The 14,465-nt window shown below is 66.5% G+C and carries 14 protein-coding genes; 7 read left to right on the plus strand and 7 right to left on the minus strand.

Going from position 1 to position 14,465, the window contains the following annotated elements; translation table 11 throughout:
• Window positions 1–220 precede the first annotated feature (220 nt).
• From ACT6SE_RS11805 to ACT6SE_RS11815, 3 genes are read left to right on the plus strand one after another with little or no spacing between them, the layout of a single operon-like run.
• Window positions 221–850, plus strand: coding sequence for a superoxide dismutase (locus ACT6SE_RS11805; RefSeq protein ID WP_046431053.1), 630 nt, complete (start codon window positions 221–223; stop codon window positions 848–850).
• Window positions 847–1,425: a flavin reductase family protein gene (locus ACT6SE_RS11810; protein WP_046431054.1), complete on the plus strand. Its 579-nt coding sequence runs from the start codon at window positions 847–849 to the stop codon at window positions 1,423–1,425. The genes ACT6SE_RS11805 and ACT6SE_RS11810 overlap by 4 nt, the downstream gene beginning before the upstream one ends.
• Window positions 1,422–1,757, plus strand: a complete 336-nt coding sequence (locus ACT6SE_RS11815) for a tetratricopeptide repeat protein (RefSeq protein ID WP_014647429.1) — start codon at window positions 1,422–1,424, stop codon at window positions 1,755–1,757. The genes ACT6SE_RS11810 and ACT6SE_RS11815 overlap by 4 nt, the downstream gene beginning before the upstream one ends.
• 5 nt (window positions 1,758–1,762) lie before the next feature.
• Here the strand turns inward: ACT6SE_RS11815 and ACT6SE_RS11820 are convergent, their stop codons facing one another.
• Together ACT6SE_RS11820 and ACT6SE_RS11825 are read right to left on the minus strand one after the other, a co-directional pair.
• Entirely contained in the window at window positions 1,763–2,911 is a 1,149-nt protein-coding gene (locus tag ACT6SE_RS11820) for a fatty acid desaturase family protein (protein WP_014647430.1), read from the minus strand.
• 11 nt (window positions 2,912–2,922) lie between these two features.
• On the minus strand, window positions 2,923–3,993 hold the full coding sequence (locus ACT6SE_RS11825; RefSeq protein WP_046431056.1) for a ferredoxin reductase: 1,071 nt from the start codon (window positions 3,991–3,993) through the stop codon (window positions 2,923–2,925).
• 92 nt (window positions 3,994–4,085) lie between these two features.
• Between ACT6SE_RS11825 and fabR the strand changes: the two genes are divergently transcribed.
• The 3 genes from fabR (at window position 4,086) to ACT6SE_RS11840 (ending at window position 7,709) form a co-directional block, all read left to right on the plus strand.
• The gene (gene fabR, locus ACT6SE_RS11830; RefSeq protein ID WP_014647432.1) at window positions 4,086–4,742 is read left to right on the plus strand and encodes an HTH-type transcriptional repressor FabR; all 657 of its coding nucleotides are present in this window, start codon (window positions 4,086–4,088) and stop codon (window positions 4,740–4,742) included.
• A 269-nt stretch (window positions 4,743–5,011) separates the two neighbouring features.
• Window positions 5,012–7,171, plus strand: a complete 2,160-nt coding sequence (locus ACT6SE_RS11835; protein WP_046431059.1) for a TonB-dependent receptor plug domain-containing protein — start codon at window positions 5,012–5,014, stop codon at window positions 7,169–7,171.
• Window positions 7,161–7,709: a thioredoxin-like domain-containing protein gene (locus ACT6SE_RS11840; protein ID WP_046431061.1), complete on the plus strand. Its 549-nt coding sequence runs from the start codon at window positions 7,161–7,163 to the stop codon at window positions 7,707–7,709. The genes ACT6SE_RS11835 and ACT6SE_RS11840 overlap by 11 nt, the downstream gene beginning before the upstream one ends.
• Before the next feature lie 114 nt (window positions 7,710–7,823).
• On the opposite strand, the gene mntR is transcribed toward ACT6SE_RS11840, so the two are convergent.
• A complete protein-coding gene (gene mntR, locus ACT6SE_RS11845) occupies window positions 7,824–8,294 on the minus strand; it encodes a manganese-binding transcriptional regulator MntR (RefSeq protein WP_014647435.1) in 471 nt (156 codons plus the stop codon).
• A gap of 117 nt (window positions 8,295–8,411) precedes the next feature.
• Here mntR and ACT6SE_RS11850 point away from each other — a divergent pair, with 117 nt between their 5' ends.
• Complete coding sequence (locus ACT6SE_RS11850; RefSeq protein WP_046431063.1) at window positions 8,412–9,743, plus strand: Nramp family divalent metal transporter; 1,332 nt, start codon at window positions 8,412–8,414, stop codon at window positions 9,741–9,743.
• Between the two features lie 62 nt (window positions 9,744–9,805).
• Here the strand turns inward: ACT6SE_RS11850 and ACT6SE_RS11855 are convergent, their stop codons facing one another.
• From ACT6SE_RS11855 to ACT6SE_RS11870, 4 genes are all read right to left on the minus strand, one after another.
• Entirely contained in the window at window positions 9,806–10,132 is a 327-nt protein-coding gene (locus ACT6SE_RS11855) for a thioredoxin family protein (RefSeq protein WP_005409967.1), read from the minus strand.
• Window positions 10,104–10,583: a flavodoxin gene (locus ACT6SE_RS11860; RefSeq protein ID WP_041864216.1), complete on the minus strand. Its 480-nt coding sequence runs from the start codon at window positions 10,581–10,583 to the stop codon at window positions 10,104–10,106. Before ACT6SE_RS11860 ends, ACT6SE_RS11855 begins: the two co-directional genes overlap by 29 nt.
• A gap of 13 nt (window positions 10,584–10,596) precedes the next feature.
• Window positions 10,597–11,637 (minus strand): ribonucleotide-diphosphate reductase subunit beta, encoded by a 1,041-nt coding sequence (locus tag ACT6SE_RS11865; RefSeq protein ID WP_008267116.1) that lies wholly within the window; start codon window positions 11,635–11,637, stop codon window positions 10,597–10,599.
• A gap of 101 nt (window positions 11,638–11,738) precedes the next feature.
• Entirely contained in the window at window positions 11,739–14,102 is a 2,364-nt protein-coding gene (locus tag ACT6SE_RS11870) for a ribonucleoside-diphosphate reductase subunit alpha (protein WP_046431067.1), read from the minus strand.
• Window positions 14,103–14,465 lie beyond the last annotated feature (363 nt).

The raw sequence follows: 14,465 nt of genomic DNA on the forward strand, positions 1-14,465 counted from the left end.
TCAGCGCAGGACCGTTGGCGCCACGGATGGCGCCATCGAGCCCCCATGGATGGGTTCACGGCGTGTCCTGCGCTGACCCATCAGCCCCTGCCTGCCAGGAAGAATCAAGGCGACGAACGCGCACGCATTTCAATCCCGCCCCTTGACCTCAACCAATGTTGAGGTGCGATAACAATCTCCCCACGGCCAGCCACTGGCCTTCCCCACGGAGATTGCTTCGATGTCGTACTCGCTTCCCCCGCTCCCCTACGCCTACGACGCCCTTGAGCCACACTTCGATGCGCGCACGATGGAGATCCATCACAGCAAGCACCACCAGGCCTACGTCAACAACCTCAATGCCGCCATCGAACAGGCCGGCATCGCCGAACAGCCGGTCGAGGCGCTGATCGCCAACCTCGGTGCCGTGCCCGAGGCGCAGCGTGGCGCGGTCCGCAACAACGGCGGTGGCCACGCCAATCACAGCCTGTTCTGGACCGTGCTCAGCGCCGACGGTGGTGCACCCGATGAGGAACTGGCCACCGCCATCGACCGTGACCTGGGCAGCTTCGATGCCTTCAAGGACGCCTTCAGCAAGGCCGCGCAGACCCGTTTCGGCAGCGGCTGGGCCTGGCTGACCAGTGATCGCGACGGCCGCCTGCAGGTCGAAAGCAGCGCCAACCAGGACAGCCCGCTGATGGGTGCAACCGTGGGCCTGTCAGGCAATACCCCGATCCTCGCGCTGGACGTCTGGGAACACGCCTACTACCTGCACTACCAGAACCGTCGCCCGGACTACATCGGTGCGTTCTTCAACATCATCAACTGGGCCGAGGTCGGCCGGCGCTACCGCCAGGCCCGGGCCTCATGAGCGGCGAGACAGTGCCGTACGCCGGGCCGTGGGCGGGGGTCTTCCCCGCACCGGCGCCGGTGCCGTCGGTCGAGATGCCGCCGCGTGCCCTGCGGCGGCTGCTCGGCCATTTCCCGACCGGCGTGGCCATCGTCTGCGCGCGCGATGCACAGGGCAAGCCGGTCGGCCTGACCATCAACTCGTTCGCACCGGTCTCGCTGCAGCCACCGCTGGTGCTGTGGAACCTGGCGTTGCACGCGCAGAGCCTGTCCACCTTCCAGCGCGCCACCCGCTTTGCAATCAGCGTGCTGGCGGCCGACCAGGAAGCGCTGGCCCGGCGCTTCGCCGACCCGCAGGTCCGCAATCGCTTCGACGGCCTGGCATTGCTGGATGACGACGAGGACGCCCCACCCCGCATCGCCGGTGCGGTCGCCCATCTCACCTGTACCCGCCACGCACAGTGGCCGGTGGGCGATCACCTGCTGCTGGCCGGCCGCATCATCGACGTGCACGAGAACGGCGGCGCGCCGCTGCTGTTCCATCGCGGCCGCTTCCAGCCCGGCCCGGCCGAACTGCTGGTGGAGGTGCGCGGATGAACATCGAAGCTCTGGAATGCATGCTCGCCGCCGGCAAGGATGGCGCGCTGCTGCGCTTCGGCCTGGGCAAGGGCTGGCTGGATGCCGGCAACCCGGTGCGCGCGGCCACCCATCTGGGCCGTTGCGTGGTGCTTGATCCGCAGTACTCGGCGGCGTGGAAGCTGCTGGGAAAGGCCTGGCTGGCCAGTGGCCAGCCGCAGGCGGCGCGCGAAGCCTGGCAGCGCGGATTGAGCGTGGCCGGCAGCAAGGGCGACCAGCAGGCACGCAAGGAAATGCAGGTGTTCCTGCGCCGCCTGGACCGCGAGCAGGCGGAGCCGGCGAAGGCGGGCTGAGTTGATCAGCCCGCGTTGGCCGATGCCGGTGCGGACATGATGTCCGACATCGGCAGGCGGCGCGGCTTGCTCGGGAACGCGTGGCGCAGGATGCGCCAGACCACCTGGCCGAACTGGCGCGGCAGCGAGCCGTTGTTGTAGTGCTGGCCGTAGCGACGGCAGATGTCCTTCACTTCCTTGGCAATGGCCGCATAGCGGTTGGCCGGCAGGTCCGGATAGAAGTGATGCTCGATCTGGTGGCTGAGGTTGCCCGACAGCACGTTGATCAGGAAGCCGCCGCTGATGTTGGATGAACCGCGCAGCTGGCGCAGGTACCAGTGGCCGCGCGATTCATTGCGCAGGCATTCCTTCGGGAAGGTTTCCGATTCGGCGGTGAAGTGGCCGCAGAAGATGATCACGTAGGTCCAGATGTTGCGCAGTCCGTTGGCCACCATGTTGCCCAGCATCACGGTGAGGAAGAACGGGCCGGCCAGCAGCGGGAAGAACACGTAGTCCTTCAGCACCTGGCGGGCCATTTTCCGCGCCACCGGGCGGGTCTGCAGCCACATCGCACGGCCGCTGATACGGCCCTTCAGCCAGCGGCCCAGGCGCAGGTCCTGCGCGGCCACGCCCCACTGGAACAGCAGCGCGAAGATCGGCGCGATGATCGGCTGCAGCAGGTAGAACGGCTTCCAGCGCTGCTCCGGGAAGATGCGCAGCAGGCCATAACCGATGTCATCGTCCATGCCACGCACGTTGGTATAGGTGTGGTGGCGGAAATTGTGGGTCTTGCGCCAGTTGTCGGCAGTGGCAACGATGTCCCACTCATAGGTATTGCCGTTGAGCTTGGGGTCGCCGGTCCAGTCGAACTGGCCGTGCATGACGTTGTGGCCCAGCTCCATGTTCTCCAGGATCTTCGACAGCGCCAGCAGCAGCGTGCCGGTGATCGCGGCCGGCCACAGCAGCGGCATCCAGAACAGTGGCGAGAACGCCGCCAGGAACAGCAGGCCACGGCCCCCCACGCCAAACCAGCGCACGGCGGCGGCCACGCGGCGGATGTAGCGGGTATCGGAGGCGCCGAGGCTGCCGATCACACGGTCGCGGATCGCGTCGAGTTCCTCACCGAAGGCATGCATCTCGGCAGTACTCAGGGCACGGTCGGTAGCGCGGGTCATGGCAGGCGTCCTCAGAGATCCAGGGTCAGGTCGGTGGTCGGTGCGCTCACGCAGATCCGTACCGGCTGCGCCGATTCGGACTGCAGGTCGCCGGTGCGCAGGTGGCGGGTGGCGCCACTGACGCGGTCACAGCTGCAGGTGTTGCAGATGCCCATGCGGCAGCCATGCCTGGGCTTGATGCCATGGGCTTCCAGGCTTTCCAGCAACGAGCTGCCACGCGGCACGCTCAGCTGGCGGCCACTGCGCGCCAGCGTCAGCACGACCTCCCCTTCACTGCTGGCGTCACGCAGCGGTGCGGGAGGAGTGAACGCTTCCGCCTGGAAACCGGCAACCTGGTGCGCCAGGCGTTCGCGGGCGGCGGCAACGAAGCCGTCCGGGCCGCAGGCCAGCACATGGCGCTGCGCCAACGGGGTGTCATCGCCCGCCACCTGCAGGTCGTGGGCATCGATACGTGCGGCGGGCACATCCCCTTCGCGGGTGGTCAGCAGATGCACACGCAGGTTCGGCTGGCTGGCGGCCAACGCCTGCAGCTCATCACGGAACTGCAGGTGGGCGGCGCTGCGTTCCCAGTAGAACAGGTCCACCGGCGCTGCCAGCGGGCGCTGGCAGGCGTCGCGCAACAGGCTGCGCATCGGCGTGATGCCACTGCCGGCAGCCAGCAGCAACACCGGCGCCGCAGCCGGCATGTGGAACTCGCCGAAGGCGGCATCGAGGCGGAACAGTTCGCCCGGCTGCGCGTGGTTGACCAGGTGCTGGCTGACGAGGCCGCCGTCGATCGCCTTGACGGTGATCGCCAGCTCGCGCCGACCCAGTGCGGTGGGGCTGTAGCTGCGCTGCCACAGGCGCCCTTCAATCTCCACGCCCAGGGTGACGTGCTGGCCGGCGCGCATGCCGGCCCAGTGCCGGTTGGTGCGCAGGACCAGGGTCGCCGCGCCCTCGCCGGCCGGCTCTCGCCGGACCAGGCGGGCCACCGGCTCGCGCAGGGTCCACAGGGGATTGAGCTGGCCCGCCCAGAAATCGAACAGCGACGGCGAGACCCAGCGGTACGGAGAGAACAGGGACGGACGGACGACAGCGCTCATGGGCGAACTATACGGGCGCACATACACCTGTGTATACATGTGTATATTGAACCGGATTGGGTATGATTCAGCCTCGCCCCACCGGAACCCCCATGGCCGCCGCCACCGCCTTGTCGACGCCTGAAGATGCCAACAGCCCGGCCCGCCGTACGGTGAGCCGCGAGGACCTGCTGGCCGCCGCCCTGAAACTGATCGGGCCGCACCGCAGCCTGTCCACGCTCAGCCTGCGCGAAGTGGCACGTGAGGCCGGCATCGCGCCGAACAGCTTCTACCGGCAGTTCCGCGACATGGACGAACTGGCCGTGGCGCTGATCGACGCCGCCGGCCGTTCGCTGCGGACCATCATCGGCGAGGCCCGCCAGCGTGCCACCTCCACCGCCACCAGCGTGGTGCGGGTTTCGGTGGAGACCTTCATGGAACAGCTGCGCGCCGACGACAAGCTGCTGCACGTACTGCTGCGCGAAGGCGCGGTGGGTTCGGACGACTTCAAGCACGCGGTCGAACGTGAGCTGCACTATTTCGAGGAAGAGCTGCAGCACGACCTGGTGCGCCTGGCCGCGCTGGACGGCGCCGTGCTGCATGCCCCGGAACTGGTGGCCAAGGCCATCACCCGGCTGGTGTTCGCGATGGGTGCCACCGCCATGGACCTGCCGCCGGAGAAGGACCCGGAGCTGATCGAAGAGATCTCCACGATGATCCGCATGATCATCGTCGGCGCCCGCACGCCCGCCGCGTTCCGCCGCGGCTGACGATCGCCCCCGGGGTCGGATCCCTTTCCAGGGGAAAGGGCTCTGACCCCAACCACACAGCAACACCAACCTCCGTGCATGACCACAGGCAGGGTTGCGGCCGCCAAATGTAATGTTATAACACATCCATGATCTGGCTCGATCGGCGTTCCGCTCGGAATGACGGCGGCGTCATTATATAGCACTTGCTATATTGATAAGCAACTGCTTTCATATGCGTCAGCCAGGTCGCCCTCGCCGCCTTTCTTTCCCCCAAGGACGACGCCCTCATGCCCGTTGCCACGCCCCTCTTCGATCGGCTGCCCCTGGCCGCCGCCATTGCCCTGACCCTGCCGCTGGCTGCACTGGCCGCCACTCCGAAACCGACCGAACTGGACCGTGTGCAGGTCAAGGTGAGCACCGCCACGCGCAGCGAACGCCTGCTGTCGGACGTGCCGATCCGCACCGAGGTGCTGCGCAAGGAAGACATCGCGCTGCGCGCGGCCACCGACGTCTCGCGCGCCGCCGAGCTGATCAACGGCCTGCGCGTGGAGAGCAACTGCCAGAACTGCAACACCAGCGAAGTGCAGCTGCTGGGCCTGCCCGGTGCCTACAACCAGCTGCTGTTCGATGGCATCCCGCTGCTGTCCACGCTGGGCAGCGTGTACGGCCTGGAACAGATCCCGGCCGGGTTCGTCGACCGCATCGAAGTGGTCAAGGGCGGTGGCTCGGCGCTGTACGGCCCGGGTGCGGTTGCCGGTGTGATCAACCTGATTCCGCCGCTGCCGGCGCGCAGTGGTGGCCATGTGCAGGCCGGCGTGGATGTCCTGAAAGGTACGCCGCAGAAGAACGCCGACCTGCGGCTGGACCTGGTGGCCAGGGACGCAGACGCCGGCCTGTCCGTGATTGCCCAGCGCAACTGGAACAACGGCATCGACTACAACGGTGACGGCTACACCGAGATCACCCGCAAGAACCTCAAGGTCGGCGGGCTGCAGGCCTGGTACGCGCCCACGCCGGGCACGCGGCTGCGCCTGGACCTGCAGGTGACCGATGAAACCCGCCGCGGCGGCAACCGCCTGGACCAGCCCGGATACCTGGCCAACATCGCCGAATCGCTGGATACGAAATACCGGCGCGGCAGTGTGTCGTGGGACCAGGAGATCACTGCCGACGTCGATTTCCGCCTGGCCTACGCCTTCGCCGACATCGACCGCGACAGCTTCTACGGCGGTCTCGGCGACGTAGTCACCGATCCGTCCGCACCCGGCTATGACCCGTCGCAGCTGGACCGCAACGTGGCCGGCAGCGCGGCCTCGCGTTCGTGGCGCCAGTACGGCCGCACCCACAACCCGCTGCACTACATCGACAGCCAGTTGAACTGGCGGCTGGGCGCGCATGCGCTGGCCTTTGGCGTGCAGTACAAGCACGAGGCGCTGCGCGACGACAACCGCACCGGTGACGGGCAGCGTCTTGCGGTGCTGGAGGATGCGACCTTCCACAACCTGGGCGCGTTCATCCAGGACGAATGGAGCCTGCGCGACAACGTCGACCTGGTGCTGGGTGCACGCGTGGACAAGAGCTCGGAACTGGACAGCGCGGTGTTCTCGCCGCGCATCGCGCTGGCCTGGCAGGCCACGCCAAACCTGAAATGGCGGGCGGGCATCGCCACCGGCTTCCGTGCTCCGGAGATCTTCGTTGAGGATGTGCACGTCGATACGCTCGGCGGCGAGCAGGTGCGCGTGCGCAATACCGATGGCCTGAAGGAGGAGCGCGCGTTGACCACCCTGTTCGGCTTCGACTGGCGCTCGGACCCGGCCAATCCGGTGTGGAGCTGGGATGCTACCGCCTCCTATGCACGCATCCGCGATACCTTCGCGCTGGGCGAGATCCAGCGCAGCGATGACGGCCAGCTGAGCCAGCAGCGTTACAACGCCTCCGGCTCGGACGTGCTGGGTGCGGAAACCAACCTCGGCTGGCAGCCGTCGCCGCAGTGGCGCCTGACCGCCGGCGCCTCGTGGTACCGCTCGCGCTTCCGCGAGCCGCAGCGCATCTTCGACGACAGCGGCGACGGTGGCGACACCGTGATCGAAAGCCGCGACTACCTGAAGACTCCGCGCTGGACCGGCCTGGCCCAGCTCAGCTGGATGCCGGCCGAACCGTGGGAGACCTTCGTCGCGCTGCGCCATACCGGGCCGATGTCGGTGCTGAACAACCGGTTGGGCGAACTGCACCGCACGCGTTCGTTCCTGGTCACCGATCTCGGGGCGCGTTGGCACCGTCACCTGGGCGCACAGGCGCAGCAGGAAGTGTCGGTGGCCGCGGGCGTCAAGAACGTGTTCGATCAGCGCCAGAAGGATCTGGAAGTGGGCGCACTGCGTGACAGCGACTATGTCTACGGGCCGCGCTTCGCGCGCTCGTGGTATGTCAACCTGCGCTATGCGTTCTGAAGCGCTGCGAGCGTTGGTGCTGGCCTGTGCCGTGCTGCCGGCCGCACCGACGGTGGCTGCGGACCTGCACGCGCAGGTCTCGGCCTCGTTGATGCGGCCGGAGCAGCGCTCGCTGCGGCCGATGCAGTGGTCGCCGCCGCCGAAGCTGGTCGCGCTGTACTTCGGTGCCGACTGGTGCGCACCGTGCCATGCCTTCGTCCCCACGCTGCGCAGCGTGCGCGACGCATTGCGCCAGGCCGGCGCCGATACCGAAGTGGTGTACGTCAGCCTGGATGAGAGCGAGAGCGCGCTGCGCCGCTACATGCACGCGCAGGACATGCCGTGGCCGGTGCTGGACCCGCGCCGCGCCGCGCGCATGCCGGCGCTGCAGGCATTGGCCGGGCTGGCACCGCCGAACCTGGTACTGATCGATGCCGACGGCACGGTGCTGGCCAACGGCTGGCAAGGCCGGCGCTATGAAGGCCTGCAGCCGGTGTTGAAGGAATGGATGAAACGGGCGTGTGCGCAGCAGCAGGCGCGCTGCCCGCCCGATCTGTAGAGTCGAGCCACGCTCGACGCATTCGATCACCGTGCGAACGGCAGCCGAGCATGGCTCGGCTCTACAAAAACCGGGATCGCGCGAACGGCCGGAGGCCATGGCCCGGCGCTACCGTTACGGCGCCTCGCCCTCGGCCTTGCGCACGAAGGCTTCGAACAAGGCCAGCGTCTGCTCGCTCACATGGTGCTCGATGCCCTCGGCATCGCGCCGCGCGGTATCCGCGTCCACGCCCAGCGCCAGCAGGAAACGCTCCACGGTCTGGTGGCGCTGGCGGCTGGCGTGGGCCAGCGCTTCGCCTTCCGGGGTCAGGAACACGCCACGGTACGGCCGCTGTACCACCCAGCCATCACGGGCCAGGCGCCGCAGCATCTTCGCCACGGTGGGCTGGGCCACGCCCAGTCGGGTGGCAATGTCGACCTGGCGGGCCTCGCCGCCGTCGGCCAGCAGGTCCGAAATCAGCTCGACATAGTCCTCCACCAGTTCCATCCGGTGCGCCTCGCGCACTTGCCGGAAGCTCTCGACCTGGCGCTCGGCCTCGATCAAGGGGGTACTTTTCAGCGATGTCGAATCGTCGGTCTTGCCCACGCCTACGCCTGTCCTTCCGGTGCAATCCGGTGTTGAACCTGAATTCTGGACCAGTCACACGACAAAGACGATTGTTTCACATTGCTAATGACTATAGCAGGAGCTATATTCGGACCCATGAATACCCTGGCGCCCAGCGACCCTTCGGCCTCCACTCCGGCCAGCCTGGGTGCGCTCAACGCCTCGGTCGCGGTGCCCGACAAGGGCCATTGGTGGTTCCGCCTGCTGGCCTTCCTCGGCCCGGGCTACATGATCTCGGTCGGCTACATGGACCCTGGCAACTGGGCCACTGACCTCGCCGGCGGTTCGCGCTTCGGCTACCTGCTGCTGTCGGTCATCCTCATCTCCAACCTGATGGCGGTGATCCTGCAGGCGCTGTCGGCGCGGCTCGGCATCGCCACCGGCATGGACCTGGCGCAGGCCTGCCGCGCGCGTTACCCCAAGCCGGTGAACCTGGCGTTGTGGGCGCTGTGCGAGGCGGCGATCATCGCCTGCGACCTGGCCGAGGTGATCGGCACCGCCATCGCACTGAAACTGCTGTTCGATCTGCCACTGCTGTGGGGTGCGGTGATCACCGCGCTGGACACGCTGCTGGTGCTGCTGCTGATGAACCGCGGCTTCCGTGCGCTGGAAGCGTTCGTGATCGCGCTGCTGATGGTGATCTTCGCCTGCTTCGTGGTGCAGATCGCGATGGCTGCGCCGCCGGTGATGGCGGTGCTGGGCGGCTTCATTCCGCGCGCGCAGGTGGTGACCGATCCGAACGCGCTGTACATCGCGATCGGCATCATTGGTGCCACCGTGATGCCGCACAACCTGTACCTGCATTCGTCCATCGTGCAGACCCGCGCCTACCCACGTACCGATGAAGGCCGCCGCAGTGCGCTGCGCTGGGCGGTGACCGACAGCACCCTCGCGCTGACCCTGGCGCTGTTCATCAACGCCAGCATCCTGATCCTGGCGGCGGCGGTGTTCCATGCCAATGGCCGATTTGATGTGGAAGACATCGAGCAGGCGCACCAGCTGTTGGCACCGATGCTGGGTGTGGGCGCGGCGGCGACGTTGTTCGCGGTGGCCCTGCTGGCCTCGGGCCTGAATTCGACGGTGACCGCCACGCTGGCCGGCCAGATCGTGATGGAAGGCTTCCTGCACCTGCGAATGCCGCCGTGGCTGCGTCGGCTGATCACGCGTGCGCTGGCCATCATCCCGGTGGTGGTGGTGATCCTGCTGTTCGGCGACCAGGGCGCGGTGAAGCTGCTGGTGCTGAGCCAGGTGGTGCTGTCGATGCAGTTGCCGTTCGCGATCATCCCGCTGGTACGGATCGTGACCGACAAGGTGACGATGGGCGCGCTGGTCGCACCGCGCTGGCTGGGCGCGATCGCCTGGGTGATCGCGCTGGTGATCGTGGTGTTGAACGTGAAGCTGCTGGTGGACACCTTCGCCGGGGCGTAAACCGCATCCCTGGGGTCGGACCCCTTGCCGCAGGCAAGGGCTCCGACCCCGCCATCTCCATGCTACAGATGCAACGCAATCGCGGCCTCGATCTGCTGCGGCGACTGGAACCCTGCCAGGCGGGTACGTTCGTCCCCGTCACGGAACAGCGAGAGCGTCGGCGTCTGCCGCAGCCCCAGTTCCCTGAAGAACGCCTCGCCCAGCACCTCCAGCTGCACGCGCAGCAGCGTGGTGCCCTGCCCCGCGACGCTGTTGGCCACCCGGTGCAGCGACATCTCCAGCATCCGGCACCCCGGGCACTGGTCCTTGTGGAAGTCCACCAGTACGCGCGGGTGTTCGGCCAGCAGCTGCTGGAACTGCTCAGGCGTGGTGGCGTCGATGATCTGCATCGCTGTTGCTCCAGTAATGGGCCAGGACCGCATCGGTCCAAGCCTCGATGGCCGCGGCATGGCGCTCGCCATGCGGCATCTGTTCGATCTCCAGCGGCGGATAGTCGCTGTGGAAGTAGCGGATCAGCCGGTGCACAGCACCGCAGTAGTACTCCTGCCCCCACTGTGTCTCGCCGGTACCGAACACCGCCAGCTGCCGCGGCCGCTCGCCGCGCTCGGCGATGCCAGCCACCCATGCCTTCATCTCCGAAGGCGTGCGGCCGGCGTTGTCGGTCCAGCAGCCCAGCAGCACCAGGTCGGCCTCGTCGGCCGCCAGGGACGGCGCCTGCTGCAGGTCGTCGGCCTCCTGCCAGTGCACGGCATGGCCTGCAGCGCGGCAACGCTCGGCAATCTGCCGGCCAAGCTCGCGGGTGTTGCCGCTCAGTGAGGCCACCACCAGCAGGATGCTCAGCGCCGTGCCGGACTCAGAGGTCGTCGAAGCCGTTGTCGACGTTGGTCTTCTTGTAACTTGCATTGCGCATCTCGAAGAAGTCGGTCTTGGTCTCGGTGAAGTTGTCAGCGTAGGCCTTGATCCACGGCATCACGTTGTCGGTGGTGTCGCTGTACAGGCGCTCGATGCCGAGCATGCCGGCCATCTTGTTGGCGCGGTACTTCACGTAGCGCGTCATTTCCTCCACATCGATGCCATCGATGCCGTCCAGTACTTCCGATGACCACTGGGTTTCCAGTTCGATGGCGTGCTCGAACGCCTGGTGCACATAGGCGGTCAGCTCGTTGGTCTGCAGCTCCGGGTTCTCGCCGATGATGGCGCGGATCAGCTCGCTGATGAACTTGGTATGGGCCAGTTCGTCGCGGTTGATGAAACTGATGATCTTGCCGGTGCCGGTCATGCGGTTCTGCCGCACCATGTTGTAGAAGTACGCAAATCCGGAATAGAAGTTGATGCCCTCCAGGATCGAGGACTGGATCAACGACTTCAACAGGGTCTCGGCGGTCTTCTCGCGCATGAAGTCGTCATACGCGCCCATGATCGGCGCGTTGCGCTTGATGATGGTCGGATGGGTGCGCGCCAGTTCAAATACGCGGTTCTGGTTCGGCAGGTCGGTGATCGAGGCCAGCACATAGCTGTAACTCTCGTTGTGGATCACTTCCTGCTGGCCGATGATCGCGGCATTGGCATGCGCGGCCGGGTCAGTGATGTACTCGGCCACGTTGTAGATGAAGCGCGTCTGCGGTGAGTCGAGCGTGGCCAGCAGGCCGATGATCGAGTCGTAGGCGTTCTTTTCGCGCCCGGACAGCTCGCCGTACTGGCGCGCATCGGCCTTCATGTCGACCTCGTCGGGGATCCAGAAGTTGGTCGACAGCTCCTTGTAGGCCCGATAGAACGACGGGTACGGGATGTCATTCCAGTTCAGGATCCCGCTGGTGCGGCCGTTGATGATGCCGGTGCTGCGGTTGGGATGGCGCGGTTCGAGGATCTTGATGCGGTCGAGGGGGGTTGCCATGGTCGTCTACCTTCGTATTACGTGCGTTGCAGATGTAGAGCCGAGCCCATGCTCGGCTGCTCTTCGCGTCGGAGCCGAGCGTGGGCTCGGCGCTACAGCGGTCAGCTGGCGCACCACTCGCATTCGCTGATGTCGATGTCGTTGGAGCGCACGTAGTAAGTGGTCTTCAGGCCTTCACGCCAGGCGCTCAGGTGCAGCTCCAGCAGGGTGCTGGCGCGGATCGTGCTGGGCACGTACAGGTTGAAGCTGATCGACTGATCAACATGGCGCTGGCGACGCGCGTTCTGGCGCACGCTGGCGAACTGGTCGACCTTGTACGCCCCCTTCTCGTAGTATGGCCAGGTTTCCAGCGACAACCCCGGCGCTGCCACCGGCCGCCGGAAGTCCTTTTTTTCCTCGTAGTAGAACGCGCTGTAGATCGGGTCGATCGATGCGGTGGAACCGGCAATCTGCGCGGTGCTCATGTTCGGCGCCACCGCCAGCAGCCAGCCGTTGCGCAGGCCGTGCGTGGCGACCTCGCGCGCCAGGCTGTCCCATGCGGCGCCAGTGTAGTCGCGATCACGGAAGTAACGCCCGTTGTGCCAATCGCTGCCGGTGAACATCGGATAGCTGCCCTTTTCCTTCGCCAGTTGCGCGCTGGCCTGGATGGTCAGGAAATTGATGCGCTCATACAGGCGGTCGGCCAGTTGTTCGGCATCCGGTGAATCCCACTGGATCGCCTGCTGCGCCAGCAGGTGGTGCCAACCGAACGTGCCCAGTCCGATGGCGCGGTACTTGCGGTTGGTGATCGTGGCCTGCGGCACCGGCAGTGCGTTGAGGTCGATCACGTTGTCCAGCATGCGCACCTGGATCGGGATCAGGCGCTCCAGCACATCGGTGGCCAGCAGGTCATCCGGCGCATGGATCGCGCGGCCGAGGTTGATCGAAGACAGGTTGCAGACCACGAAGTCGCCGGCGCGGCGTGTGGTGACGATCTGGTCGCCGCTGACGATCTCCTGGATCATCCGCGTCGGGCTCATGTTCTGCAGGATCTCGGTGCACAGGTTGCTGGAATAGATCATGCCGGCGTGCTTGTTCGGGTTACGGCGGTTGACCTCGTCGCGGTAGAACAGGAACGGGTTGCCGGTCTCCAGCTGGCTGAGCATGATGCGCTTGAACAGATCGATCGCCTTCACCGTGCGCCGGCTGATGCGCTCGTCGGCCACCAGTTCGGCGTAGCGGTCGCGGAAGCTGCCCGCGCCGCGCTTCTCGTCGTAGAAGTCCTGAAGGTACCAGCCCTTGGCCTGCTTCACCTCGTGCGGGTCGAACAGGTACCAGTCGGCACGGCGTTCGACTGCTTCCATGAACAGGTCCGGCACGCACACCGAGGTGAACACATCATGCGCGCGCAGGCGCTGGTCGCCGTTGTTGAGGCGCAGGTCCATGAAGGCTTCGATGTCGCGGTGCCAGATGTCCAGGTACACCGCCACCGCGCCCTTGCGCTGGCCAAGCTGGTCGACCGACACTGCGGTGTTGTTGAGCTGCTTGATCCACGGCACCACGCCGCCGGAGGAATTGGGCACGCCCCGTATCGGCGCGCCGCTGCTGCGCACATAGCCCAGATAGGCACCCACGCCGCCGCCGTGCTTGGACACGCGGGCGATGTCGGTATTGGAGTCATAGATGCCCTGCAGGCTGTCGTCCACCGTGTCGATGAAGCAACTGGACAGTTGCCCCCCGACCTTGCCGGCGTTGGCCAGGGTCGGCGTGGCCACCGTCATGTACAGGTTGGACAGCGCCCAGTACGCCTCGCCGACCAGCTGCATGCGCCGCTCGCGCGGCTTTTCTTCCTGCATGAGGTACAGCGCGATGGTCAGCCAACGCTCCTGCGGCAGCTCATAGACCTCGCGGCTGCGGTCGCTGGCCAGATAGCGCGTGGCCAGCAGGTACAGGCCGTTGTAGGCGAACAGGCGGTCGCGTTCCGGGTCGATCATCCCGCCGGCCTGCTGCAGTTCTTCCTTCGAGTAGCAGCGCAGGATGTCGTTGCTGTAGATGCCGCGGTCAGCCAGGCTTTCCTGCAGGCCCACGTAGGAGCCGTACTTCAGGCCGACATCGTAGAAGCGGTTGCGGCTGGCACGCTTGTACAGGCGGCGCAGGTAGATGCGCGCGGCAAACTGCTCCCACTCCGGCGCGACCAGGTCCACGCGCGATTCGGCCTCGCGGATCAGCAGATCGACCAGGTCATCGGCGCTGATGCTGGGCTTGCGCTCGACCATTGCCTGCACCACGCGGCGGTAGTCGCTCACATCCAGCTGCGGGAACTCGGCGTGCACCGCATCGATGCTGCGCTGCAGTCGCCCGGCGTCGAATGGCAGGCGGCGGTTGCCGGCCTCCTTGGTGATCCAGGTCGGCACGCGCTCGCCACCGGCGCGCAAGGCGTCGCCAGCGCCGGCCAGATCGGCCACGCGGAAGGTACTGTCGGTCATGGTGGTGAAGCTCCAGGCTCGCACGCGCGTTGGCGGTCGATGCCATGGCGGCCCTGCACGCGATACCGGCGCACGGGGCGGTCGGGGTGGGATGCCAAAGCGCGGGAACACCAGATCGTCGGCAACAGCCTGCGCCTGCGGCCGGTATCCGGGCCGTGGGGGCGATCTGGGTCCGCACGATGGCGGCCGCGTCGACACGGCAAGCCTTCAGGGGCGGGCCGCGGGACGTTTGCTGCGTGTCCGGCGGCGGCGGCTGACCGGGAGTGACGACCACAACATAGTGGGGATAATCGGAACCGTCAACACAAGATGCGGCAATCACGACATGCCGCGACGATCAGTCGCAGGATGCCGTGTTGCACC

The organism is Stenotrophomonas sp. LC732, from assembly GCF_052446685.1.
Classification (GTDB): domain Bacteria; phylum Pseudomonadota; class Gammaproteobacteria; order Xanthomonadales; family Xanthomonadaceae; genus Stenotrophomonas; species Stenotrophomonas muris.

Excerpts from the sequence above, each read along its gene's own strand:
- ACT6SE_RS11805 (WP_046431053.1), top strand. The coding sequence starts at position 221 with ATGTCGTACTCGCTTCCCCCGCTCCCCTACGCCTACGACGCCCTTGAG.
- ACT6SE_RS11810 (WP_046431054.1), top strand. The coding sequence starts at position 847 with ATGAGCGGCGAGACAGTGCCGTACGCCGGGCCGTGGGCGGGGGTCTTC.
- ACT6SE_RS11815 (WP_014647429.1), top strand. The coding sequence starts at position 1,422 with ATGAACATCGAAGCTCTGGAATGCATGCTCGCCGCCGGCAAGGATGGC.
- ACT6SE_RS11820 (WP_014647430.1), bottom strand. The coding sequence starts at position 2,911 with ATGACCCGCGCTACCGACCGTGCCCTGAGTACTGCCGAGATGCATGCC.
- ACT6SE_RS11825 (WP_046431056.1), bottom strand. The coding sequence starts at position 3,993 with ATGAGCGCTGTCGTCCGTCCGTCCCTGTTCTCTCCGTACCGCTGGGTC.
- fabR (WP_014647432.1), top strand. The coding sequence starts at position 4,086 with ATGGCCGCCGCCACCGCCTTGTCGACGCCTGAAGATGCCAACAGCCCG.
- ACT6SE_RS11835 (WP_046431059.1), top strand. The coding sequence starts at position 5,012 with ATGCCCGTTGCCACGCCCCTCTTCGATCGGCTGCCCCTGGCCGCCGCC.
- ACT6SE_RS11840 (WP_046431061.1), top strand. The coding sequence starts at position 7,161 with ATGCGTTCTGAAGCGCTGCGAGCGTTGGTGCTGGCCTGTGCCGTGCTG.
- ACT6SE_RS11850 (WP_046431063.1), top strand. The coding sequence starts at position 8,412 with ATGAATACCCTGGCGCCCAGCGACCCTTCGGCCTCCACTCCGGCCAGC.
- ACT6SE_RS11855 (WP_005409967.1), bottom strand. The coding sequence starts at position 10,132 with ATGCAGATCATCGACGCCACCACGCCTGAGCAGTTCCAGCAGCTGCTG.
- ACT6SE_RS11865 (WP_008267116.1), bottom strand. The coding sequence starts at position 11,637 with ATGGCAACCCCCCTCGACCGCATCAAGATCCTCGAACCGCGCCATCCC.
- ACT6SE_RS11870 (WP_046431067.1), bottom strand. The coding sequence starts at position 14,102 with ATGACCGACAGTACCTTCCGCGTGGCCGATCTGGCCGGCGCTGGCGAC.